This is a genomic window from Arthrobacter sp. TmtSoilC48, from assembly GCF_059739425.1.
The window spans coordinates 1329565-1352583 of record NZ_AP046049.1 but is presented as its reverse complement, the minus strand read 5'-3'; the positions used below and the strand labels follow the sequence as shown (position 1 = coordinate 1352583).

General features: G+C 62.8%; 18 protein-coding genes. 6 read left to right on the top strand and 12 right to left on the bottom strand.

Going from position 1 to position 23019, the window contains the following annotated elements:
• Positions 1 to 64: 64 nt before the first annotated feature.
• Complete coding sequence (locus AC6I97_RS06490) at positions 65 to 1003, bottom strand: phosphoribosylaminoimidazolesuccinocarboxamide synthase (RefSeq protein WP_497944438.1); 939 nt, start codon at positions 1001 to 1003, stop codon at positions 65 to 67.
• Between the two features lie 2 nt (positions 1004 to 1005).
• Complete coding sequence (gene purD, locus AC6I97_RS06485) at positions 1006 to 2316, bottom strand: phosphoribosylamine--glycine ligase (protein WP_224167573.1); 1311 nt, start codon at positions 2314 to 2316, stop codon at positions 1006 to 1008.
• A 136-nt stretch (positions 2317 to 2452) separates the two neighbouring features.
• Here purD and AC6I97_RS06480 point away from each other — a divergent pair, with 136 nt between their 5' ends.
• Together AC6I97_RS06480 and AC6I97_RS06475 are read left to right on the top strand one after the other, a co-directional pair.
• Positions 2453 to 3469 carry an asparaginase gene (locus tag AC6I97_RS06480; RefSeq protein WP_497944437.1) on the top strand — a complete coding sequence of 339 codons (1017 nt, stop codon included), beginning with the start codon at positions 2453 to 2455 and terminating at the stop codon, positions 3467 to 3469.
• Between the two features lie 27 nt (positions 3470 to 3496).
• Positions 3497 to 3880, top strand: a complete 384-nt coding sequence (locus AC6I97_RS06475) for a sterol carrier family protein (protein WP_497944436.1) — start codon at positions 3497 to 3499, stop codon at positions 3878 to 3880.
• A gap of 70 nt (positions 3881 to 3950) precedes the next feature.
• On the opposite strand, the gene AC6I97_RS06470 is transcribed toward AC6I97_RS06475, so the two are convergent.
• From AC6I97_RS06470 to AC6I97_RS06455, 4 genes are all read right to left on the bottom strand, one after another.
• Positions 3951 to 5438 carry a cation:dicarboxylate symporter family transporter gene (locus tag AC6I97_RS06470; protein WP_224088871.1) on the bottom strand — a complete coding sequence of 496 codons (1488 nt, stop codon included), beginning with the start codon at positions 5436 to 5438 and terminating at the stop codon, positions 3951 to 3953.
• 256 nt (positions 5439 to 5694) lie between these two features.
• Complete coding sequence (locus AC6I97_RS06465; protein ID WP_497944435.1) at positions 5695 to 6462, bottom strand: SDR family oxidoreductase; 768 nt, start codon at positions 6460 to 6462, stop codon at positions 5695 to 5697.
• 49 nt (positions 6463 to 6511) lie between these two features.
• The gene (locus AC6I97_RS06460) at positions 6512 to 7273 is read right to left on the bottom strand and encodes an aspartate/glutamate racemase family protein (RefSeq protein ID WP_224165326.1); all 762 of its coding nucleotides are present in this window, start codon (positions 7271 to 7273) and stop codon (positions 6512 to 6514) included.
• Positions 7274 to 7286: 13 nt separating this feature from the next.
• Positions 7287 to 8852: an NCS1 family nucleobase:cation symporter-1 gene (locus AC6I97_RS06455; protein WP_224088874.1), complete on the bottom strand. Its 1566-nt coding sequence runs from the start codon at positions 8850 to 8852 to the stop codon at positions 7287 to 7289.
• Between the two features lie 291 nt (positions 8853 to 9143).
• On the opposite strand from AC6I97_RS06455, the gene aceE reads away from it, so the two are divergent.
• Positions 9144 to 11939: a pyruvate dehydrogenase (acetyl-transferring), homodimeric type gene (gene aceE / locus AC6I97_RS06450; RefSeq protein WP_497944434.1), complete on the top strand. Its 2796-nt coding sequence runs from the start codon at positions 9144 to 9146 to the stop codon at positions 11937 to 11939.
• Between the two features lie 94 nt (positions 11940 to 12033).
• Here the strand turns inward: aceE and AC6I97_RS06445 are convergent, their stop codons facing one another.
• The gene (locus AC6I97_RS06445) at positions 12034 to 12225 is read right to left on the bottom strand and encodes a YegP family protein (protein ID WP_223934473.1); all 192 of its coding nucleotides are present in this window, start codon (positions 12223 to 12225) and stop codon (positions 12034 to 12036) included.
• 185 nt (positions 12226 to 12410) lie between these two features.
• Here AC6I97_RS06445 and nboR point away from each other — a divergent pair, with 185 nt between their 5' ends.
• The 3 genes from nboR to AC6I97_RS06430 all read left to right on the top strand — a co-directional run bounded on the left by nboR (position 12411) and on the right by AC6I97_RS06430 (position 15266).
• Positions 12411 to 13022: a nicotine blue oxidoreductase gene (gene nboR, locus AC6I97_RS06440; RefSeq protein ID WP_224088878.1), complete on the top strand. Its 612-nt coding sequence runs from the start codon at positions 12411 to 12413 to the stop codon at positions 13020 to 13022.
• A gap of 52 nt (positions 13023 to 13074) precedes the next feature.
• The gene (locus AC6I97_RS06435; protein WP_497944433.1) at positions 13075 to 13542 is read left to right on the top strand and encodes a GNAT family N-acetyltransferase; all 468 of its coding nucleotides are present in this window, start codon (positions 13075 to 13077) and stop codon (positions 13540 to 13542) included.
• Positions 13543 to 14027: 485 nt separating this feature from the next.
• Positions 14028 to 15266, top strand: coding sequence for an IS110 family RNA-guided transposase (locus tag AC6I97_RS06430; protein ID WP_497943715.1), 1239 nt, complete (start codon positions 14028 to 14030; stop codon positions 15264 to 15266).
• An 18-nt stretch (positions 15267 to 15284) separates the two neighbouring features.
• On the opposite strand, the gene AC6I97_RS06425 is transcribed toward AC6I97_RS06430, so the two are convergent.
• The 5 genes from AC6I97_RS06425 to AC6I97_RS06405 all read right to left on the bottom strand — a co-directional run bounded on the left by AC6I97_RS06425 (position 15285) and on the right by AC6I97_RS06405 (position 22672).
• Positions 15285 to 18107 carry a molybdopterin-dependent oxidoreductase gene (locus AC6I97_RS06425; RefSeq protein ID WP_497944432.1) on the bottom strand — a complete coding sequence of 941 codons (2823 nt, stop codon included), beginning with the start codon at positions 18105 to 18107 and terminating at the stop codon, positions 15285 to 15287.
• Positions 18097 to 19032, bottom strand: coding sequence for an FAD binding domain-containing protein (locus AC6I97_RS06420; protein WP_497944431.1), 936 nt, complete (start codon positions 19030 to 19032; stop codon positions 18097 to 18099). The genes AC6I97_RS06425 and AC6I97_RS06420 overlap by 11 nt, the downstream gene beginning before the upstream one ends.
• A complete protein-coding gene (locus tag AC6I97_RS06415) occupies positions 19023 to 20261 on the bottom strand; it encodes an XdhC family protein (RefSeq protein ID WP_497944430.1) in 1239 nt (412 codons plus the stop codon). The genes AC6I97_RS06420 and AC6I97_RS06415 overlap by 10 nt, the downstream gene beginning before the upstream one ends.
• Positions 20262 to 20593: 332 nt before the next feature.
• The gene (locus AC6I97_RS06410) at positions 20594 to 22171 is read right to left on the bottom strand and encodes an NCS2 family permease (protein WP_497944429.1); all 1578 of its coding nucleotides are present in this window, start codon (positions 22169 to 22171) and stop codon (positions 20594 to 20596) included.
• 6 nt (positions 22172 to 22177) lie between these two features.
• Complete coding sequence (locus tag AC6I97_RS06405) at positions 22178 to 22672, bottom strand: nucleoside deaminase (RefSeq protein WP_224088887.1); 495 nt, start codon at positions 22670 to 22672, stop codon at positions 22178 to 22180.
• Between the last annotated feature and the right edge of the window lie 347 nt (positions 22673 to 23019).

Here is a 23019-nt window from a genome sequence, read left to right as displayed (position 1 = left end):
AGCAGATAAGGCCGTTTTGAGAGCTCAAAACGGCCTTATCTGCTACTCAGTTGGGGGGGAAGGTTCAGGCGAACGTGCGCCCGGTGAGTTTCTCGTACGCTTCCACGTAGCGGGCACGGGTGCGCTCCACGACTTCTGCGGGCAAGGCCGGCGGAGGCGTGTCCGAGGACTTGTCCCAGCCGGACTCGGCCGAGGTCAGCCAGTCACGGACATACTGCTTGTCATAGGAGGGCTGCGACTTGCCCGGCGAATAAGTGGAGGCGTCCCAAAAGCGGGAGGAGTCCGGGGTGAGGACTTCATCGCCGAGCGTGATGATGCCCGTGTACGTGTCGAGGCCGAACTCCACCTTGGTATCGGCGAGGATGATGCCGCGTTCGCGGGCGATCTCCTCGGCGCGGGTGTAGATCTTCAGCGTGAGTTCGCTGAGACGGGCGGCGATGTCGTCCCCGACTATGGCAACGACGTCGTCATAGGTGATGTTGACGTCATGCTCTCCGACGTCGGCCTTGGCAGATGGCGTAAACAGTGCCTTCTCCAAACGGGAACCGTCAACAAGCCCCTCGGGAAGCGGGATGTTGCAGACGGTGCGGGAGTGCTTGTACTCCTCCAGCCCGGAACCGGTGAGGTAGCCACGGGCGATGCACTCCACCGGGAACATCTCCAGCTTCTTGCAGATCATGGCCCGGCCCTCAACCTCCGCGGGAACGCCACCCTCAACAGTTGACGACAGCACGTGGTGCTCAACATCCAACTGATCGAACCACCAGAGGCTCAGCTGGGTAAGGATGCGGCCTTTGTCAGGAATTTCACTGCTCAGGACATGGTCGTAAGCACTGATGCGATCGCTGGCAACCACCAGTACGCATTCCTGGCCGACCTTTTCGGTGATGGATTCATCGGTGGGAACGTAGAGGTCGCGAACCTTGCCGGAATAGACGTGCGTCCATCCGGGAAGCTGCAGGGTCTCGGTTTTGAAACCGCCCGTGGGGAGCGAATCAGTCATGCTCAGGCCTGTACTTTCGGGATGGTTCCGGTTGCTGCGTAGGGCACCCGGATTTCGCCGCGGGCGGCTTTGCCTCCGATGTCCGTGCGGAACTGTGAGCCTTCAAGCTGAACCAACTCCACGCCGTCGTACGCTTTTTCGCGGGCCTCCACCAGATCGGAACCGAGCGCGACCACGGCGAGGACGCGGCCGCCGGCCGAAACCACTTTGCCTTCCTCATCCAGCTTGGTGCCGGCGTGGACAACGTGGACGCCTTCGAGCTCATCCACCTTCTTCAAGCCACGGATGCGATCGCCTGTGCGGGGAGTATCAGGATAGTTTTCGGCGGCCACGACGACGGCGACTGCCGTGTCCTTGGACCAGCGCAGCTCTTCAGCGGTGTCCAGTTCGCCCTTGGCAGCTGCCAGGAGCAGCGCACCGAGCGGAGTCTTGAGCCGGGCGAGCACTGCCTGCGTCTCGGGATCTCCGAAGCGAACGTTGAACTCGATGACGCGGGTGCCGCGCGAGGTCAGGGCGAGCCCGCAGTAGAGCACGCCGATGAAGGGTGTGCCTCGGCGTGCCATTTCATCCACGGTGGGCTGGGCGACGCGGTCGATGACTTCCTGGACCAGGCCTTCGGGAGCCCACTCGAGTGGCGTGTAGGCACCCATGCCGCCCGTGTTCGGGCCTTCGTCGTTATCGAAGATGCGCTTGAAGTCCTGCGCCGGAGACAACGGAACGGTGGTGCGGCCGTCGCAGAGGACGAACAGGGAAACTTCGGGGCCGTCGAGGAACTCTTCGATGACAACTGTTCCACCGGCGTCGAAGCAAGCCTGCGCGTGCGCGAGTGCTTCCTCGCGGTCGTTGGTGACCACAACGCCCTTGCCTGCGGCGAGGCCGTCGTCCTTGACAACGTGCGGAGCCCCGAACGTAGCCAGGGCATCGGCGGCTTCCTCTGCATTGGTGGCAACGCGGGCCATGGCCGTGGGAACGCCGGCTTCAGCCATGATCTGCTTGGCGAAGGCCTTGGACGCTTCGAGCTGGGCTGCTTCCTTGCTGGGTCCGAAGACCGGAATCCCGGCGGCACGGACGGCGTCGGACACACCGGCGGCCAGGGGAGCCTCCGGACCGACGACAACCAGGTCCACAGCCAGCTTGGTGGCGAGCGCGGTCACCGCTTCCGGGCTGTTCCCGTCAATTGCGTGCGTGGGAACGAGTTTGCTGATGCCCGCGTTGCCCGGAGCCGCGTGGACCTCGGAAACGTTGGGATCTTCAAGCAGAGAGCGGACAATGGCGTGTTCGCGGCCGCCTGGGCCAATGACGAGTACCTTCACAGTCTTCAAGGGTACTTTGTGTAGGGCGCGGGGCCTAAGCTGTGTCGTCTCCCGGCAATGGATGACCGGATCCGGGACCGCGCCCGGACCGGGCATGTGACCGGGGAACACAGTGCTCGCGCCCTAGACTTGGCTCATGCCCATGAGTTCGCATGAAACGTTCAACGTTGAGTCCGCCGTCGAACTGGCAGTCATCGAACGCAGTGGCTTTATAGAGTCCCGGCACATCGGTGCTGCCGTTGTCCTTGCCGGCGACGGAAGCGTGGTCACCCGGCTGGGTGACATCGAGGCTCCCATCCTGGCCCGCTCCACCCTGAAACCATTCCAAACCCTCGCTGCCATGCAGTCCGGCGTCCCGCTCAGGGGCGCGCAGGTGGCTGTCGCCTGCGGAAGCCACACCGGTTCACTGGACCACATGGACGTGGTGGAGGGAATGCTCAAAGCCGCAGGCGTCCGCGAGGATCAGCTTCAGTGCCCCACGGCCTGGCCGCAGGACGAAACCGCCCGCAATTGGCTGGTCCGTTCCGAGCGCGGCCAGACCAGGCTTGCCTTCAATTGTTCCGGGAAGCACGCGGCTTTCCTCTGGGCCTGCACGGAAAACGGCTGGGACCTTCGCAGTTACCTTGAGCCGAACCATCCGTTGCAGCAGCGTGTCCGGTCCGTGATCGAGGAGTACAGCGGCGAAACGATCTCGCACCTGGGCATCGATGGCTGCGGGGCACCCGTTGCGGCGATCTCGCTCACCGGACTGGCGCGGGCGTATTCGCGGTTGGCGAAGTCACCGGGCGACTCTTCCTCGAACGCACGCGCCGCTACCATCGCCACCTCCATGCTGGACTACCCGTGGGCGGTCCAGGGCAAGGGCGAGTCAAACACGATCGTCATGGAAGAGCTGGACCTCCTGGCCAAGATCGGCGCCGAAGGCATTCTGGTCCTCGCCACTTCCACCGGCGCTACGGTGGCGGTCAAGATGCTGGACGGCAACCTCCGCGCTACTTCCTTGGTGGGCTTGACCCTTCTTGCCGTGAGTGGCGCGGTGGACATTCCCGCGGTTTCCAACGTCCTGGAACGCGTCGTGGAACCCGTGCTGGGTGGCGGGCGTCCGGTGGGCAAGATCCGCCTGGGCCACGCCGTATCCGCGATGCTCGACTGAGTCACCTATTTAATAAGGAAAGAATCCATGGCAGTTGCACGACGCCGTATTGACGTCGACGAGGGCCGCGCTGCGCTGGCAGCCTGGCAATCCGCCGTCGGGCCCTCGGGTGAACACGCGACCCCGCCGTCGCGCTCTTTGATTGCGACGGCGGTCCGCTACTCACTTGAGGAAGTCACCGCCCGCGCGCCCGGCAATTCGGTGGAGGTCCGTGTGCCCCCGTTCGGCGTCACGCAGTGCGTGGAGGGGCCCCGCCACACCCGCGGCACTCCCCCGAACGTCATAGAGTGCGACGCCGCCACCTGGCTTGAGTTGGTTACCGGCCGAATCTCGTGGGGAGACGCCGTTTCGGCTGGCCGCGTTGCCGCGTCCGGACTGCGCGCGGACCTCTCGGAACTGCTTCCCCTCTGACGGGTCTTGTGTACGGCCAATGCCCTCAAGACCGTGTCTTAAGGGCATTGGCCGTACACAAACCATGGAGTTAGTCGGGGCAAACCGGGGTGGTTGGTTGGCCTGGCTTGCTCATCTCGAATTGCGGGATTTCGTCCGCTGTGGGACCTCCACGGAATTTCGGTGAGGGGTGGTGGCCCTCGCTGAGGCGCTCAAGCTCCTGCTCCTCGAACACTTCCTCCTGGCCCAGCATGATGGCTGAATCCTCGTTGGTAATCTCGCCGTTGAAGGCACGGACCATTACGCTGCGGTCGAACTGGCCTTCCCACTTGGCTACAACGAAGGTGGCTACGCAGTTGCCCAGCAGGTTGACGACGACGCGCATGGAGTCCATGAGGCGGTCGGCTCCGAGGAGGAGTGCTACGCCGGCAACCGGGAAGATGCCAAGGGCGGCAGCCGTGGCCGAGAGGGCCAGGAACGATGAGCCCGGGACGCCCGCCATGCCTTTGGAGGTCAGGAGCAGCACACCCAGCGCAGCCAGCTGCTGACCGAGGTCCAGTTGATGGCCGAACGCCTGGGCCAGGAACAGCAGGGAGATGGAAAGGTAGATCGCTGCGCCGTCAAGGTTGAAGGAGTAGCCGGTGGGAACCACCAGGCCGGTGGTTGCCCGGGAGCAGCCGGCGTTGGTCAACTTGGTCATGATGCGCGGCATGACCGCTTCAGTGGAGGCCGTGCCGAGTGCAAGCAGGAATTCCTCGCGGGTGTATTTCAGGAAGTGCCACAGCGGAACACGGGCGAAGCCCCAGGCCACCAGGAACAGCAGGCCGATAAAGACGATCGCGGCTCCGTAGCAGGATGCGATCAGCAGCGCATACGTGCCGAGAGTGCCAAGCCCGTACTGGCCGATGATGAAGGCCATGGCGCCGAAGGCACCGATCGGAGCGACCTTCATGATCCAGGACATGATCTTGAAGATCAGCTCCAGGACGGTCTCCATGAGGCTGATCACGGGCAGGCAGCGCTGGCGGCCAATGACCACGATCGCGGCGCCGAAGAAGACGGAGAAGAAAAGCACCTGGAGCAGGCTGTTGTTGGCGAAGGCGCCGATCACACTGGTGGGGATGACGTCCAGCAGGAAGGCAGCGGCGTCCTTGGGAACGGCGTGGCCGGTCTTTGCGTCCACGGCTTCCTGGGAAAGCGTGGAGGGATCGATGTTCAGGCCGGCGCCGGGCTGAACAATGTTGCCCACGATGAGTCCGAAGACCAGGGCAAAGAGGGTGGCGCAGGTGAAGTAGAGGAGTGCTTTGACCCCGACCCTTCCGACCGCCTTGACGTCGCCGACTGCGGAGATGCCCGTGACGATCACGAGGAAAATCAGCGGGGCGATGATCATCTTGATGAGTTGAATGAATCCATCACCCAGCGGCCGGAGGGTGGACCCGAGGTTCGGCCAGAAATGACCGATGAGCACACCTGCGACGACGGCGATCAGGATTTGAAAAAAGAGCGACTTGTACAGTGGCTTCTTCTTCAGCGGGGCCGAACTCGCCTTCAGCGCCGCAGAGTCTGGGATCTTCATTGATCTGAACCAATCAGTTGGGAACAGCCCCACACTTGGGGGTTGTTTTCAAATGTAAGCCCGCTCACATCATTCCGCAAGGGGAAATTGAATTTCCATATTGCGGAAAGTCACAATTGGTTTCCAAGCCGCGGCGTCGTGGCTTCCTGACCTCTTTTGACAAGGAAAAACCCACGGCACGCCCAGGAAATGGGCGTGCCGTGGGCACGGTTGAAGCAAAGAGCGTCAGGACAACACACTCAGGCGTGGCGGGTACTTAGCCCCGGCCTATGAACGGCATGCCAGCGGCTGTCACCACCAGGGAACCAACGCTGGCCGATGCAGGCATATTGGCCATCATGAGCACCGCACGCGCGGCATCCTCCACGGGGAACATCGGCTCCACGCGCCGGCTGCCATCGGCTTGCAACGCACCTGAGCCCACACCGATGGTGTCCATGATTTCGGTACGGGTATTTCCAATATCGATCTGCCCGCACGTGATGCCAAAGTCCCGGCCATCCAACTCAATGCTCTTGGTCAGGCCCGTCATCGCATGCTTCGTCACCGTGTACGCGACAGACTTGGGCCTGGGTGAATGCGCAGAAATGGAGCCGTTGTTAATGATGCGGCCACCCTGCGGTTCCTGGGCCTTCATGGTCCTCACGGCTTCCGCGGCGCACAGCATGGAGCCCGTGACATTGACGCGCAGCGTGGCCTCCCACCCGTCGACGTCGATCTCGCCAACATCGCCTGCAGGCCCGAAGATGCCTGCGTTGTTGAACAGCACGTCAACACGGCCCCAGCGCTGGCGAACTTCAGCGAAAAGGCGGGCGACGGCGTCGGGCTCTGTCACATCGCACGGCACCACCAGGGCGTCCGGATGGTTGTCCGCGGTTTCCAGCAGCTGCGCTTCGCGACGCCCCGCCAACGCCACGCGGTAACCCTCCGCAAGCATGAGCCGCGCAACGGCTCTCCCAATGCCGGAACCGGCACCGGTCACGACGGCGACCCTCGGGTCTGCGGGCGGGCGTGGGTCAGTCATGTGGTGGCCTTTCGGGGAATCGCCTTCAACACAGCTGCTGCAAGCAGCGTCAGTGCGCTGCTTCTACGGGCTGCCCCGCAGCCGTCTGGGCTGCTGTTATCGGCCAGCCTATGACAGTCTTCGGACGCGGCGTGGCATAGGTACGGACTTTGGAGGTGGTGAGGCCGAGCCTAACCAAGGACTCAGCGATGGTGACGGCGGCCGCCACTCCATCAACAACGGGCACGCCGGTCCGCTGTCGGACCTGCTCGTCGAGGCCGGCCATGCCGCCGCAGCCCAGGACAATCACCTCGGCCTTGTCCTGGAGGACAGCTTGCTCGGCCTGGCCCACAATCGCTTCGACCGCGCGGTCCGGATGTTCCTCAAGTTCCAATACAGCCATACCGCTGGCGCGGACGGAAGCGCATCGTGCCTCCAACCCGGCAAGTTTGAGGCGGTCCTCAATCAGGGGGACGGCACGGTCCAACGTGGTAACCACGGAGTACTTGTGGCCAAGGAACATCGCAGTGCTGGCAGCGGCCTCGGTGATATCCACCACCGGGACATCGAGGAGCTCCTGCAACCCCTCGCGGCCGTGCTCGCCGTAGCCTGCCTGGATAACGGCGTCGAACGGTTCGGGATAGTTGACCACTGCATCCATGACGGCGATCGCGGCAAGGTAGCTCTCGAAGTTGCCCTCGCAGGAGTCGGCGCCAAAGCGCGGAGTGATGCCAACGATCTCAGTGCCGGGGGCCGCAACAGCCCTGGCCTGGGCGGCGATGGAATCGGTCATGGACTGCGTAGTGTTCACGTTTGCGACAAGGATGCGCATGGTTTCCTCTATATCAGTGGGTGCTGGCGACGGCGATCGGTTCGCCGGAGACGTCGTCGTGGGCCTGCTTCTTGTCAGCCACGGCAAAGTACGTAAGCGCGGCTACACCGGCTCCGATGAACCAGGCGAACGGCGCCGCTGCAGCCAATCCCGGGATGAAGGCGATTGCAATAGCCAGGGCGGCCGCGGGGAGCATGGCAACAATGGCCTTGGGGTTCACGCCCCGCTTGTAGAAGTACGCGCCCTTGGGATCGTCGGTGTAGAGCTCCGGGACGTTGACCTTGCCACGGCGGACGAGCCAGTAGTCAGCCATGACCACTCCGAACAGCGGGCCGAGCAGTGCGCCCAGGCCACCGAGGAAGTAAACGATGACGATCGGGTTGTTGTAGAGGTTCCACGGCAGGATGATGAGGCCGATGATGCCGCTGACCCACGCCGCTTTACGGAAATTCAGGTGCCGCGGGAAGAGGTTGGTCAGTGCATAAACGGGTGCTACGAAGTTTGCCATCAGGTTCACGGCGATGGTCAGGATCAGCAGGGCAAGGCAAGCGAGGACCAGCAAAAGAGTATTAGGGATGCTCTGGACGATGTCCGACGGGCTCTCGATGACTGTTCCATTGATCTTGTACTGCCCGCCTGCCATCACTACCACGATTGCACCGAATACCAGCATGTTGATGGGGATGCCCCAGAAGTTGCCCTTGACGATGGACTTCCTGGAAACAGACGACCGGGTGAAATCGCAGAAGTTCAGGACAAACGTTCCGTAGATGGAAACCCACAATGCCCCGCCCGCGAAGATGGTGAGCCACATGTCGGCGCCCTCGAGTCCCTTGATGCCGCTCCACTGGATGGCGCCCCCGGCCTCAATGAAGACCCAGACGGCAATCGCAGCCATTGTCACCAGGATGATGGGACCCGCGAAGGCCTCGTATTTCCGGATCATTTCCATGCCGAAGCTGACGATGACCAGCTGGACGATCCAGAGCGCCACGAAGGAGAGCCAGCCCAGCGTCGAAAGGCCAAGGATGGAGTTGCTGTCCAGGTCCTTGAGGCCAGGGGCCATGGCGACGAGCATCACGCGAAGTACCACCGATGCCAGGTAGGTCTGGATACCGAACCAGGCGACAGCCACGGCGCCACGGACCAGGCTGGCGATTTGGGCGCCCCGGATGCCGAAGCTGATCCGGCTCATGACGGGGAAGGGGACGCCGGTCTTCTGGCCCATGAATCCCGAGAAGTTCAAGAGGGCGAAGAGCAGGGTAGCCCCGATTCCCAGTGCCACCAGGATCTGCCAGCCACCCAGTCCGAGGGAGAACAAACCAATGGCAAACGCGTAGTTACCCAGGCTGTGGACGTCATTGGCCCAGAGGGTAAAGATGCTGTAACTCGTCCACTTGCGGCCGGCTGCCTTGGTGGGGGCGAGGTCGATGTTGTAAAGACTGGGGCTGATGGTACGGCCTGCGGCTTCGGAAGCAATAGCGCAAAGGTCCGTGTTGCCCACGGCCGGGTGGTTGGGCCCACCTGCTGTTTTGTCTTCCGGAGTCTCAGTGACGCCGACTGATGAAGTCGTCTGCATCGTGGATCTCCACTTCGTACTGTTTCCACAAAGCGGAAACAAGTTATTGAATAGTGAAAGTACTCTATGACCCAGGTCACGTCACGTCAAGGCGTCACAAGTGTATGGAGGGTCACATTTGGTTGAATGACCCGGCCTTTCCCAGTTGACTGTTGCGGTTACGTAATCCGTGTTGACGCTGCCCATCGGCAGACGTAATCTCGAATTGCAGAATTTTATTCTCACAATACGAAATTCCTTGAGCGCCCCCACAGAGCAAGCGCCCAGACATTCAATGAAGAGAGGTTGGACGTGGCTGCAGGAGAAGAGACCTCACACATCCTCAGCGGGTTGACTGCCCAGCTGCCTGATCGTGATCCGGAAGAGACCGCGGAGTGGATTGAGTCCCTTGATGCGTTGATCGCGGAGCAGGGCACGGAGCGTGCCCAGTACATTATGCGTTCGTTGTTGCAGCGTGCCGGTGCCCGGTCGGTGGGTGTGCCGATGGTGACGACCACTGATTATGTGAACACGATCCCGGTGGACCAGGAAGCAGAATTCCCGGGCAACGAGGAGTTCGAGCGCCGGTACCGTGCGTACATGCGCTGGAACGCCGCGGTCATGGTCCATCGCGCGCAGCGGGCCGATATCGGGGTGGGCGGGCATATTTCCACCTATGCCGGCGCGGCGACCCTGTACGAGGTCGGGTTCAACCATTTCTTCCGCGGCAAGGACCACCCCTCGGGCGGGGACCAGGTGTTCTTCCAGGGACACGCGTCCCCGGGCATGTACGCCAGGGCGTTCATGGAAGGCCGCCTCTCCGAGGAGGACCTGGACGGTTTCCGCCAGGAAAAGTCCCGGGAAGGCCATGCCCTGTCCTCGTACCCGCACCCGCGCCTGATGCCGGACTTCTGGGAATTCCCGACCGTGTCGATGGGCATCGGGCCCATGAACGCGATCTACCAGGCCCAGTCCAACCGGTACCTGCACAACCGCGGCATCAAGGACACCTCCGACCAGCAGGTCTGGGCGTTCCTGGGCGACGGGGAAATGGACGAGCCCGAATCCCGCGGCCTGCTCCAGCTCGCGGCGAACGAGAACCTGGACAACCTGAACTTCGTGATCAACTGCAACCTCCAGCGCCTGGACGGGCCCGTGCGCGGCAACGGGAAGATCATGCAGGAGTTGGAGGCGTTCTTCCGCGGCGCGGGCTGGAACGTGATCAAGGTCGTCTGGGGCCGGGAATGGGACTCGCTGCTGGAAGCGGACCAGGACGGGGCGTTGGTGAAAATCATGAACGAAACCCCCGATGGTGACTACCAGACCTACAAGGCCGAGTCCGGCGGGTTCGTCCGGGACCACTTCTTCGGCAAGTCCCCGCAGACCAAGGACCTGGTCGCTGACCTGACCGATGAGCAGATCTGGGGCCTCAAACGCGGCGGGCACGATTACCGCAAGGTCTACGCCGCGTACAAGGCAGCGACCGAGTTCAAGGGCAAACCCACCGTGATCCTGGCCAAAACCGTCAAGGGCTACGGCCTGGGCCCGCACTTCGAAGGCCGCAACGCCACCCACCAGATGAAGAAGCTGACCATGGAAGACCTGAAGGCCTTCCGTGACCACCTGCGCATCCCCATCAGCGATGACCAGCTCGACGCGGACCTCTACCGGCCCCCGTACTACCACCCCGGCATGGACGCCCCGGAAATCAAATACCTCATGGAACGCCGGGCAGAACTCGGCGGCTTCGTCCCCGAACGCCGCCGCACCCACACCCCCGTGACCCTGCCCGAAGCCAAATCCTACGAGGTAGCCAAACGCGGCTCCGGCAAACAACAAGCCGCGACCACCATGGCCTTCGTCCGGCTCCTGAAAGACCTCATGCGGGACAAAAACTTCGGGGCCCGGTTCGTGCCCGTCGTCCCGGACGAATCACGCACCTTCGGCATGGACGCGTTCTTCCCGACCGCGAAAATCTACAACCCCAAGGGCCAGAACTACCTCTCCGTGGACCGGGACCTCGTCCTGGCCTACAAGGAATCCCCCGCCGGGCAACTGATCCACCCCGGCATCAACGAAGCCGGCGCCGTCGCAGCATTCACCGCCGCCGGCACCGCGTACGCCACCCACGGCGAACCCCTGGTCCCGATCTACGTCTTCTACTCCATGTTCGGCTTCCAACGCACCGGAGATTCCTTCTGGGCCGCCGCGGACCAAATGACCCGCGGCTTCATCATCGGCGCCACCGCAGGACGAACCACCCTCACCGGCGAAGGACTCCAACACGCCGACGGGCACTCCCCCCTCCTGGCCTCCACCAACCCCGCCGTGAAAACCTACGACCCCGCCTACGGCTACGAAATCGGCCACATCATCCGCCACGGCCTCGAAGAAATGTACGGCCCCGACAACGACGGCACCGGCACCGGCACCGGCACCGGCACAGCATCCGACAAAAACGTGATGTACTACCTCACCGTCTACAACGAACCCATCACCCAATCCGCCGAACCGGAAAACCTGGACATCAACGGGCTGATCAAGGGCATCTACCGCCTCGCCCCCGCCCCGGAAAACACCACCGGGAACACCAACCGGCCCACCGCGAACATCCTCGCCTCCGGCGTGTCCGTACCCTGGGCCCTGGAAGCCGCCCGGATCCTCGCCCAGGACTGGGGCGTCGCCGCCGAAGTCTGGTCCGTGACGTCCTGGAACGAACTCCGACGCGACGGACTCGCCGCCGAAGAACACGCCTTCCTCAACCCCGGCCAACCCGCCCGCACCCCGTTCATCACCGAACAACTCGCCGGCACCACCGGACCCGTCATCGCCGTGTCCGACTACATGAAAGCCGTCCCCGACCAAATCCGCCAATTCATCCCCAACGACTTCGCCTCCCTCGGAGCAGACGGCTTCGGCTTCTCCGACACCCGCCAAGCCGCCCGCCGCTACTTCAAAAACGACACCCACTCCATCGTCGCCAAAACCCTCCAGTTGCTGGCGGCGAGGGGCGAAGTCGAGGAGGGTGCGCCGTCGTACGCCATTGACCGTTACAAACTGCTCGATGTGAACGCCGGCACCACCGGCGGAGCGGGCGGCGACGCCTAACAACCGAAGCATGACAAGGCAATAAGACAGTTGGCGGCAGTGTTCATGAAGAACACTGCCGCCAACTGTATTTTGGGTTGTACTGCGGGGAGGCTCAGGTGCCCAGATTCCTCCGGTCTACGACGAATCCGGTTGCCGCGTTTTCGCGGACCGCGTTGATACCGGCCACGACGGCCTTCAAATTGGGAAACTGTGGCGACACTGCCACAACTGTGCCGTCATCGGCTGTGAGTCGGAACCTGAACGTGTTCGTCCCGGCCTTGAGTATTTCGAAACTGCCCGCCATCTTCCCCTTTTCCTCCACGCATCATTGCATTAGAGCGATTTGAACAATTCCCTACAGACAATAATGGCCGTCGGAACCTACCAACAGACCTACTGAGGAGTAGTTTGCAACCGATTTTGGTAGATGTCGTGGAAAGCCCCAAAGGAGCTACAGACCTCACGGATGCCCGCGCGTATCGTGAGGATATGACTGAATCCGGCGTGGCGCCCACTACGGGCGTCTTGCTTGCTGCGGGGGCCGGTACGCGCTTGGGCCGCGGACCCAAGGCGCTGCTCCCCTACCGCGGCCGAACGCTGGTTGAGGTGCTCGCCGATACGCTGTTCGACGGCGGCTGCCGGGAGGTCGTGGTGGTTGTTGGGGCCGAGGCGGACCGCGTTCGAAGCACCACCGATCTCCGGACGTACACGGTGGTGGAGAACAAGAACTGGGCCAAAGGCATGGCGGGCTCTTTCCGCGCAGGAATCGAGGCCGCCTCACCCGGACACAGCATCATGGTGGCGTTGGTGGACCAGCCCGGATTAACCCCGACGGCGGTCAGCAGACTGCTGGGCAGCCACCGTCCCGGTCGGGTCACGGCAGCCGCCTATCCTGACGAGTCAGGCCGCCTTAAGCGTCGGCACCCGGTGATTATCGACGTCGGGCTCCGATCCCAAGCGGCGGAAGCCGCGAATGGTGACACGGGGGCGCGATCCTTCCTCAAGGCGCATCCGGGCCTGGTGGACCTGGTGGATTGCAGCGATCTCTGCTCGGGCGAGGACCTGGATACGAAGGACCAGTTGCACTTGCTGGAGGACTGACTGCGGAGCTGAGCGAAGGGCCGACCCATCCAGAGCCGGTAAATTTGAATCCATGATCCAGATTGCACCTGACGATCCCACGCGCCCGGATGTCCATCAGCTCCTCAGCGAGCATCTGGCGGATATGTTTGCGACGTCGCCGGTAGAAAGCGTGCACGCGTTGGACCATTCGGGGTTGTCGCATGAAACGATCACGTTCTGGACAGCCCGCGAGGACGGCGTGTTGCCGGGATGCGGGGCGCTGAAGGAACTGGCCGCGGGGCATGCTGAGATCAAGTCGATGCGCACCACCACCGCTGCCCGTGGGCGGGGAGTGGCCACCCGCATGCTCGAACATATCGTGGCCGAAGCCGGCCGGCGGGGATACGAACGTGTGAGCTTGGAAACGGGAACCGAAGAGTACTTTGCGCCCGCGCGTCGCTTGTATGCGCGGCACGGGTTCACCGAATGCCCGCCCTTCGCCGACTACACCCTGGACCCGAACAGCGTGTTCATGGAGCTCACCCTCTCACCCAAGTAGGTAGCATTTGTGCGCGTTTAGACGGCTCAAAACGCGCACAAATGCGACTCAGCGTGTGGGCGCCGCTGGCGCGCCGTGCAGTAGGAAAGTATGCGTTCGACGCGCCGTGGCTGTGGTCAGGGCGGGTGTAGTGGGCGGATCATAGATGGTGTCCGTCTCGGTCGATGCCGGGCCAACTTGGTGCCTTGAGCCCGTGACTCAGCGTGTGGGCGCCGCTGGCGCGCCGTGCAGTAGGAAAGTATGCGTTCGACGCGCCGTGGCTGTGGTCAGGGCGGGTGTAGTGGGCGGATCATAGATGGTGTCCGTCTCGGTCGATGCCGGGCCAACTTGGTGCCTTGAGCCCGTGACTCAGCTTGGTGTGGAGGGCGTCCACGGGAACCGTGGATTGTTGCCGTCGAGCACGAGTATTAGATTCCTGAATATTCCCCAGTCCTCCCCGAGACAGACACATCCATGACCGAATGCGCTGTGTTGGAGGGAAGAAGATGGACATTGTTCACGAACGCACCGCGGGGATGGATATCTCCAAACGCGACGCGAAGGTCTGCCTGCGCGTGCCCGGGTCCCGGGTCGGGACCTATACGTCGAAGATAACCACTTGGGGTGCGACCACGAACGCGATCTTGGAACTGCGGGAGTTCCTCGAACGCGAACATGTCACCGTTGTCGTGATGGAAGCGACTAGCGATTACTGGAAACCGTTCTTCTACCTACTCGAAGAAACCCTGCCGGTGATGCTCGTCAACGCCAAAGCCGCCCGGAACATCCCGGGACGCAAAACCGATGTCTCCGACGCTGCGTGGCTCGCCCAGCTGGCCGCGCACGGGCTCTTACGGGCCTCGTTCGTGCCACCGGAACCAATCCGCGATCTGCGGGACCTGACCCGGGCCAGGGCCATCGCCACCAGGGACCGGGCCCGGGAAATCCAACGGCTGGAGAAGTTCCTGGAAAGTTCCGGGATCAAACTCTCCTCCGTCGTCTCGGACCTGACCGGGGTCTCCTCCCGGGACATGCTCGAAGCCCTCATCAACGGCGAACGGAACCCCAACGTTCTGGCAGGAATGGCCCGCGGGGCGATGCGTTCGAAAATCCCGGCCCTAGTCGATGCCCTCACCGGCAGGTTCAAACCCCACCACGCGTTCATGGCACGGCTGCACCTGGACCAGATCGATGCCCACACCCGCACCATCGAAGCGCTCACTGGCCGGATCGAGGAGGCGATGGAACCCTTTCGTGGCGCCAGGGAAGCCCTGGCCACCATCCACGGAGTCTCCCACCGGATCGCCGAAGTGATCATCGCCGAAACCGGCGCGAACATGACCGTCTTCGAAACCCCGGGCAGGCTCGCATCCTGGGCCGGGGTCTGCCCCAGCGCCAACGAATCCGCCGGACACCTCAAATCCACACACATCCTGCCCGGCAACAAATACCTCAAAGCAGCACTCGGCACCGCGGCCATGTCCGCCACACGGTCCAAGAACACCTACCTCGCCGCGAAATACCGGCGCATCACAGCCCGTGCTGGAGGCAATAAAGCCCTTGTCGCCGTCGAACATTCCATCCTCACCGCAGCCTGGCACATGCTCAGCACCGGCGAAATCTACAACGACCCCGGCGCCGACCACTTCAACAGGATCAACCCGACCAAAGCCATGAACCGCGCCATCAAACAACTCAACAACCTCGGCTACAACGTCACCATCACCCCGGTCACCGCAGCCTAATCCACCCCTACTTTCGTATTAGTTGGGGATCAGGGTGCGGTCACGGAGGGCCAGGTAAATTTTGTCCCGGGCGATGGGCAGTTCGCCGAAACGGACCCCGGTGGCGTTGCGGATCGCATTGGCCAGCGCGGGTGCCACGGGGTTGAACGGGCTCTCGCTCATGGACTTGGCGCCGAGGGGCCCGGTGGTGTCGTTGGTTGTTGCGAAATAGACCTCGCTCCGCGGCACGTCCGCGAATGAGGGAATGTGATACTGCCGGAGGATATCGGTGGTGACGTGTCCGGCGTCGTCCACTTTCACTTCCTCATAGAGCACCGCACCAAGTGCCTGCGCGATGCCGCCTTCGATCTGCCCACGGCACTGACGAGGGTTCACCACAACGCCGGCATCTGCGGCTTGCACGCTCTGCAGGATCCGCAGCTCACCTGTTCCCGTATTAACGGCAACCCGGAAACCGTGGACATTGAAGGCCACTGACCGCGGCGTTCCTCCCCAGTTGCCATCCGTGGCGAGACGAACGCCTTGCAGACGGGCGGCGTCGAAAAGTTCCGTCAGTGGCACCGTACGATCACCGCACTCGACAGCCCCGTCCACCAAACGGCAATCCGCTAATGCAGACCCCGTCAAGGAAGCCGCCACGGTCTGGATCCTGGTGGCGAGCTCAAGGGCTGCGCCGAGCGTCGCCTTGCCGGCGACCACCGTCCCGGCCGAACCGAATGCGCCGGTATCGTGCTCCACGAGGTCCGTATCGGACTGACGGACGGTAATTTTTGAGGCGGCCGTTGCCAATGCTGTTGCTGCCAGTTGCGCATGGACAGTTGTGGTGCCGTTCCCGAACTCCGCAGTGCCGACGTCGACGGCGAACCTTCCGTCCGCTTCCAGGCTCACCCTCGTGTGGGCGAAGTGGCCCCGCGGCGGGACGGTATCGATCATGGACAGGGCCGCACCTTCGCCGGTGACCCAGTCCGGACCGAGGTCGTCGAGTCCGGCGGCCCGGTAACGCTCCTTGCCACGGTCCAGTGCGTCCCGGACCAAGGCCACACACTGGTCGAGGCCATAGCTGCCGTAGTGGACGTCTTCCTCGGGCTCGGGCGTGGTGGACAACATGTGATCGCCAGGCCGGACCATGTTCTTAAGCCGGAACTCCAAGGGGTCCATGCCGATTCCGATCGCCAGCTCGTCAATTGCCGACTCGATCGCGAAAATCATCTGGCTCAACCCATACCCCCGGAAGGCACCGGCGGGAACGGTGTTGGTGTAGACGGCCTGCGCATCCACTTTCTTGTTCACGCACTTGTAGACCGCCAGCGATTCGCCACAGCCGTGGAACATCACGCCGGGCGCATGGTTTCCGTAAGCGCCGGTGTTGGTGATGACGTTCAATTGAAGGGCGGTCAGGTATCCGTCCCGGCTGGCTCCAGCTTTGAGATTAATAGTGAAGGGGTGCCTCGTGGTGGCGGCCATGAACTGCTCCGTCCGGGTGAACTCCACCTGGACCGGCCTACGCAAAGCCAGTGCCGCGAGGGCCACAAGATCCTCTGTGAGGACCTCCTGTTTCCCGCCAAAACCACCCCCGACGCGACCGGCCATCACGCGGACCGTCTCCTCCGGCAAGTTGAACAAGCGCATCAAGGTGCGCTTCACCAGGAACGGAACCTGCGTGGAGGAACGGACAACCAGTCTGCCTTCGTCATCCAGCCAGGCAATGGACGCGTGCGTTTCCATCGCAACGTGCTGAACCCTTTGCGTCTTGTACGTGTGCTCATGGATGAAGTCGGCTGCCGCGAACCCGTCGGCCACACTGCCCAGCTCAGCATGGACTTCGGCCACCACGTTCTCCAGTGGCCGCGAGATTCTGGACAGAACGCCGTCCTTATCGCCATGGATTGCGGGAGCGCCGGGAAGAATTGCCCCTTGGGGCGTAAATACCGGCTCCAGAAGCTCGTACTCCACAACCAGCGCCCGGGTTCCGGCCTCGGCAGCAGCAACGGACTCGGCCACGACAGCGGCAACGCGCTGCCCGATGAACCTCACTACGTTGTCCAGCACGCGGGTGTCATCGGGATCGTCCGTGAAGTGTTCGTGCTGGGCAGTGGAGAACAACTGCGCCGGCGCGTCTTCGTGTGTGAATACGGCGACGACGCCAGGAACAGCCAGTGCCGCGGTCTTGTCAATGGATACGATCCGGGCATGTGGATGCGGCGAACGGAGAAGCTTGAGGTGCAGTAGTCCGGGCAGCTGCCCGGCCGGGACATCCAGCGTGTACCGGGCAGTTCCGGTCACCACGGCTTGACCGGCGGGTGCTGGCACATTGTCCCCGAGCTGGCCGGGCGTGGCTTCCACAGCGGCAGGATGACCAGCGCCAGGCGATTGTGCCCCGGAAACGTCAGCTCCGGCGTCGTGCGCGTGCCCGCCGCCATGACCGCACACAGCGTCAGCGATGGAACGGTAGCCGGTGCAGCGGCACAGATTGCCCTTGAGGTTGCGGGGCAGGTTGGCACGTTGCTCGTCGTCGAAAGTTGCTGCCGTCATGACCATGCCAGCGGTGCAGAAACCGCATTGGAAACCCTGCGCTTCAAGGAACTGCTCCTGCACCGGGTGAAGGTTTTGGTCGTTGGAGAGGCCCTCGATCGTGGTGACCGCTTTGCCATCGGCGCGAACAGCCGGGTAGATGCAGCTGTGGACGGGGGTGCCATCGACGTGCACAGTGCAAGCGCCGCAGTCACCGCCGTCGCAGCCCTTCTTAACGCCGAAGTTTCCCTGCTCCCGTAGGAAAGTGCGCAGGCATTGGCCGGGGCGGGGTGTGGCCTGGGAGGCAGCGCCGTTGATCTCAATTGCCATGGGAGGCCTCCTTCTGCGGCTTGTTGTTTGCGGGTTGCGTGGATGGTTGCGGTGACGTTGCGTGCGGCGGCCAGAAATCGCCTGACACGACCATCGACTCGCCCAGTAGCTCGGCCCGGATTTCCTCGGCCAGTTTGAACGTCATATCGCGGCGCCACGCGGGAAGCCCATGGATGTCATCGTGGTACAGCGGCCAGGGAATGGAATCCCCGACGGCGTCAGCCAGCATCCCGGCGTCGGGAACCTGCCCGGCGGGGAACCGTAGTTGTACCGGCCTTTTCGTCGAGGAGGTGACGGTGATGACCATGCCGCCGTCGGCGTCGAGGCGTCCGATGACCAGCACGCCGGAGCGTCCCAGATTACTTAGCGACAGACGCCGGAAGGCGACCCGGGCCGAGAGTGCCGCGGCCGGAAGCTGGATGCTGCGGAGCAACTCCCCCGGGAACAGGACATTCTGCATATCCCCGGTGACGAAATCGGTGACAGGTACGCTGCGGCTGCTGCCATCCGGGCTCTGGATGGATGCAATGCCGTCGAGTCCGGCGCACAAGGAAATCATGGGGCCAGCCGGCAAAGACGTGCAGAGGTTGCCGCCTACCGTGGACATGTTCCAGATCTTGAACGATGCCACGAAAGAGTCGCAGCACGGACGGATCAGGGCCAGCCCCGGCCACTCACGGTTGGCTATTTCCGCGGATGCCGGCAGGGCGTCAAGCTCAGCGACGGTGCAGGTGGCGGCAAGTTCGATGCCTTGGTCTGTCACAGTGATCGCTGGCCAATCCGCTTGGCCGAGGTCAAGGAGCCGCTTGAGGACGGTACTGCCGTAGGAGAAGAGGACAGTGCCCCCGGCGAGCCAGGCATCGCCGTCGCGCCATTGCGAAGGATCCGTGGTGGGGACCACGGCCTCGATGGTGTTCATGTCCATGGGTCCTCCTGAGTGAGGTGTTGAGGTGCTGGGTGAATCGGGCCGGTGCTGTCCTTGAGCGAGGGGAAGCCCGTGGCTGTGTGGCTGGGAGTTCCCCGCTCGGCGATGATTTCTGCCGTGATGGAGACTGCCACTTCGGCTGGTGTCACTGCACCAAGGTCCAATCCGATCGGGGAATGCAGGCGTTCGAGCGCTTCGGCAGGCGTGCCCGCTTCGAGCAGGGCGTCAATCCGTTGCCGGTGGCTGCGCCGCGAGCCCATTGCGCCGACGTAAGCCAGGTTCAAGCGAAGCGCTGTTTCAAGCAAAGGGATGTCGAATTTTGGATCGTGGGTCAGCACGCACACCACGGTCCGGGCGTCGACCTGCCCGGCCGCTGCTTCGGCTTCCAGATAGCGGTGCGGCCAGTCGGTGACCACTTGGTCCGCTCCGGCGAAACGGGTCTGCTGGGCAAACGCAGGGCGGGCATCACACAGGGTGACGTTGTAACCAAGCAACTGTCCGGCGGGGAGCAAAGCGGCTCCGAAGTCGTTGGCACCGAAAATGAGCATCCGCGCTGCCGGCAACCGGCTTTCCACGAACAGGGTGATGGGTTCGGGCTGGGTTACTTCTTGTGGGGGCAATGCCAACCTCTCAGTGGTAACCCAGCCATCGATGCAGCCCTCTGGCGCTGCCAGCCGGACCAAACCCGTGCGTCCGCCTTGGAGCAGTGGCTCCACCTGAGCCGCCGCAGCCATCAAGGTGGCAGGATGATCGCCGACCAACCGGGCGAGTTGCGTTGATTCCATGGCACGGAAGCGCACGGGATCATCAACGACGACAACGCCCCCTCCGCCGCCGAGCCTGCGGATGAGCGCAAGGGCAGTGGGTTCGTTTGATACAGCAATATCGAACAGGGCCATTTCGCCGGAATCGCTACCCAGCGGCTGGATATGGACTTCCAGCTCTCCTCCACAGGTGAGTCCTGCGGCGAACGCGTCCTCGGCACTGTAGCCAAAAGATTCAAGGCGTGGGCCGCCGTCGCGCATTGCTTCCAAGGCTGCCTCAACGACTGCCCCTTCTACGCAACCGCCGGACAGGCTGCCCAGGATTTCGCCGTGTTCGGAGACCATCATGGAAGTACCCATGGGGCGTGGCACTGAGCCGCCGGTCCCTACAATCGTGGCCACAGCGCATCGTTGGCCAGAGACCGCAGGCCGCCAGCTGCCCAGGGAAGGCATCAGATCCAGCATGGCAACACGTCCTTTTTCCAGGTGTCCCGGCCCGGTGGCCCGGCCGGAGAAGTGCGCGATCTTGCCCTCATAATCTCATTTCCAGAAGGTGTTGAGGGGTAGTCGCGGTTATTGAATAAGAGTTCATAGGAACGGGGGCAAGGGCTTCATCTCCCTGCCCCCGTTCCCTGACGGAGCATCAACACCCGTTCCTGAATCAACAGGGCCGCCGCCCGCCGTCGTGCCTGTTCCCAAAGGACCACGACGACGGACGCCTATTCGTGCGGTGGGTGCGGATGGACCGCCGTTCGAAGTGCCGGGTGTGGGCCCGCCGGCGCGGGGGTGGCTCCGGGTTAGACGCCCATCAAGGCGTTGATCGGGCCACGGGCGAAGTAGATGATGAAGCCCGCCGTGACCACCCACATGAGCGGATGGACCTTCTTGGCCTTGCCCGATGCCGCGCTGATCACCGCGAAGGAGATGAACCCGACGCCGATGCCGTTGGCAATGGAGTAGGTCAGCGGCATGGTCACGATGGTGAGGAACGCCGGCAACGCGATGGCGAACTTGGTGAACTTGATCTCGCGGATCTGGGCCATCATCATCGCGCCCACCACCACGAGCGCGGCGGCAGCCACTTCCAACGGGACAACCGAAGTAAGCGGGGTGAAGAACATCGACCCAAGGAACAGCAAGCCGGTGACCACCGAGGCAAGGCCGGTCCGTGCGCCTTCGCCAATGCCCGCAGCCGAGTCGATGTACACGGTGTTGGACGAACCGGACGTTGCGCCGCCCACCACTGCACCCATGCCTTCAACGATGAAGGCGGACTTCAGTTTGGGGAACGTTCCGTCCTTGTGTGCCACGCCTGCGCTCTTGGCCAGGCCCGTCATGGTGCCCATGGCGTCGAAGAAGTTGGTGAACACCAGGGTGAAGACCAGCATGGTCGCGGCCAGTCCGCCGATCCTTGCGAAGGAACCGAAGAGATCGAACTGGCCTACCAGGCTGAGGTCCGGGACGGACATCAACTGGCTGGACAGGATGGGCACGTTGAGGTGCCAGCCGCCGGGGTTGTCTGCTGTGCCGGGACCAATGTGGAACACGGCCTCGGCTACAGCGGCGAGGACTGTTGTGGCGACGATGCCGATCAACAGGCCGCCCTGGATCTTACGTGCCACGAGGATACCCATGACCAGCAATCCGATGATGAAGACGAGGGTTGGGATGGAGGTGATGGAACCATCCGTGCCGAGCTGGACCGGGGGGCCGCCCTTGGTGGGGCGGACAAAGCCGGAGTCGACGAAGCCGATAAAGGCGATGAACAGACCGATGCCCACGGTGATGGCGGCCTTGAGTTCCTTGGGGACTGCCTTGAAGATCGCCGTACGGGCACCGGTGGCGCCGAAAAGGACGATCAGGATGCCGTTGATGACCACCAGGCCCATGGCTTCTGGCCATGTGACTTCCTGGATGACAGCCACGGCGAGGAAGGAATTGATACCCAGGCCTGCTGCGAGGCCGAAAGGAAGGTTGGCGACCAGTCCGAAGACGATGGTCATGACACCGGCTGTCAGGCCGGTCACTGCGCCCACCTGTGCTGCCGAGAGCCAGCCGCCGGCCACATCCACCGGTGCGTTGTCCGCCGAGAAGCCACCCAGGATGAGCGGGTTGAGGATGACGATGTACGCCATGGTGAAGAACGTGACCAAGCCGCCGCGGAATTCGCGGGCCAACGTGGAACCACGCTTGGAGATCTGGAAAAACTTATCCAGGAAGGAGTTCGACACCGGCGGCTTGCTGTTGCCGGTTGCCGTGTGCTTTGCGTTTGCCGCTGTGGGCTCTGCGCTTTTGCCTCCGTTGGGGAGGAGCGCAGCCTGCTTTTCAGCTGCGGTCTGCATTTCTGCGGGATCCAGGATTGTCATGTCAGCCACCGGGCCCTAGTAGTCGATCCTGGAATCAAGCGTGTTCCATGTGGTGAACGGCTGGAGGGCCGCCGGGGCCTGGGGGTCGCCCAGTTCCAGCTTGGCTACCGGCATCAGCGCGTCCCGGTTGTCGTTCTCGAAGTACTCGTAGAAGACGGCATCATCGAAGCCGACGGATGCGGCATCGTGACGGTCTGCGGCAAAGAACACGCGGTCAACGCGTGCCCACAGTGCGGAGGCCAGGCACATAGGGCATGGCTCGCAGCTGGTGTAGAGGGTTGCTCCGCTCAGGTCGAAGGTCCCCAGTTCGCGGCAGGCGTTACGGATGGCCGTGACTTCTGCGTGTGCGGTGGGATCGTTCGTGGCGGTGACGCGGTTGACGCCCTGAAAGGCTTGTCCATCCGCGGTAACAATGACGGCGCCGAAGGGGCCACCACTGTTGAGGACATTGGCTGTTGCCAGCTCAATGGATGTGGCCAGGAATTGCTCGGCCGTGACGGTTGTACTCATGTTGCGACTTCCTTAGTGCTGAGGAAGCCAGGTGACCTGTTGGGGGCGCTACGGAACGGAGCTCCAGTTAGCTTGGTTACCAGGCTTCAGCATGTGCGATGAAGGTTAAGTTGCGCCTGGTAGATAGCTTCCCGAAGTCCGGGTGCCCGCCTTTGGCAGTTAGAGCGTAGCACCAGGTTTGTGAGCCGCGCCATAGATTTTTGAAAATTTAATTTCGTCATACGAGATTTCTGTTAGCAGCCGTATGTGACCGGGGGCCTCCTGCGCACGTTGACGGCCGCCGTCGTGCATCTTACGCTTTTCGCACCGGACGCACTTGTTGGCTTCCGGCTCCTGGATCAGCAGAC

Excerpts from the sequence above, each read along its gene's own strand:
- AC6I97_RS06425 (WP_497944432.1), bottom strand. The coding sequence starts at position 18,107 with ATGGCAATTGAGATCAACGGCGCTGCCTCCCAGGCCACACCCCGCCCC.
- AC6I97_RS06420 (WP_497944431.1), bottom strand. The coding sequence starts at position 19,032 with ATGGACATGAACACCATCGAGGCCGTGGTCCCCACCACGGATCCTTCG.
- AC6I97_RS06465 (WP_497944435.1), bottom strand. The coding sequence starts at position 6,462 with ATGACTGACCCACGCCCGCCCGCAGACCCGAGGGTCGCCGTCGTGACC.
- AC6I97_RS06430 (WP_497943715.1), top strand. The coding sequence starts at position 14,028 with ATGGACATTGTTCACGAACGCACCGCGGGGATGGATATCTCCAAACGC.
- AC6I97_RS06480 (WP_497944437.1), top strand. The coding sequence starts at position 2,453 with ATGCCCATGAGTTCGCATGAAACGTTCAACGTTGAGTCCGCCGTCGAA.
- AC6I97_RS06460 (WP_224165326.1), bottom strand. The coding sequence starts at position 7,273 with ATGCGCATCCTTGTCGCAAACGTGAACACTACGCAGTCCATGACCGAT.
- AC6I97_RS06470 (WP_224088871.1), bottom strand. The coding sequence starts at position 5,438 with ATGAAGATCCCAGACTCTGCGGCGCTGAAGGCGAGTTCGGCCCCGCTG.
- AC6I97_RS06415 (WP_497944430.1), bottom strand. The coding sequence starts at position 20,261 with ATGCTGGATCTGATGCCTTCCCTGGGCAGCTGGCGGCCTGCGGTCTCT.
- nboR (WP_224088878.1), top strand. The coding sequence starts at position 12,411 with ATGACTGAATCCGGCGTGGCGCCCACTACGGGCGTCTTGCTTGCTGCG.
- AC6I97_RS06435 (WP_497944433.1), top strand. The coding sequence starts at position 13,075 with ATGATCCAGATTGCACCTGACGATCCCACGCGCCCGGATGTCCATCAG.
- AC6I97_RS06475 (WP_497944436.1), top strand. The coding sequence starts at position 3,497 with ATGGCAGTTGCACGACGCCGTATTGACGTCGACGAGGGCCGCGCTGCG.
- AC6I97_RS06490 (WP_497944438.1), bottom strand. The coding sequence starts at position 1,003 with ATGACTGATTCGCTCCCCACGGGCGGTTTCAAAACCGAGACCCTGCAG.
- AC6I97_RS06455 (WP_224088874.1), bottom strand. The coding sequence starts at position 8,852 with ATGCAGACGACTTCATCAGTCGGCGTCACTGAGACTCCGGAAGACAAA.
- AC6I97_RS06445 (WP_223934473.1), bottom strand. The coding sequence starts at position 12,225 with ATGGCGGGCAGTTTCGAAATACTCAAGGCCGGGACGAACACGTTCAGG.
- AC6I97_RS06405 (WP_224088887.1), bottom strand. The coding sequence starts at position 22,672 with ATGAGTACAACCGTCACGGCCGAGCAATTCCTGGCCACATCCATTGAG.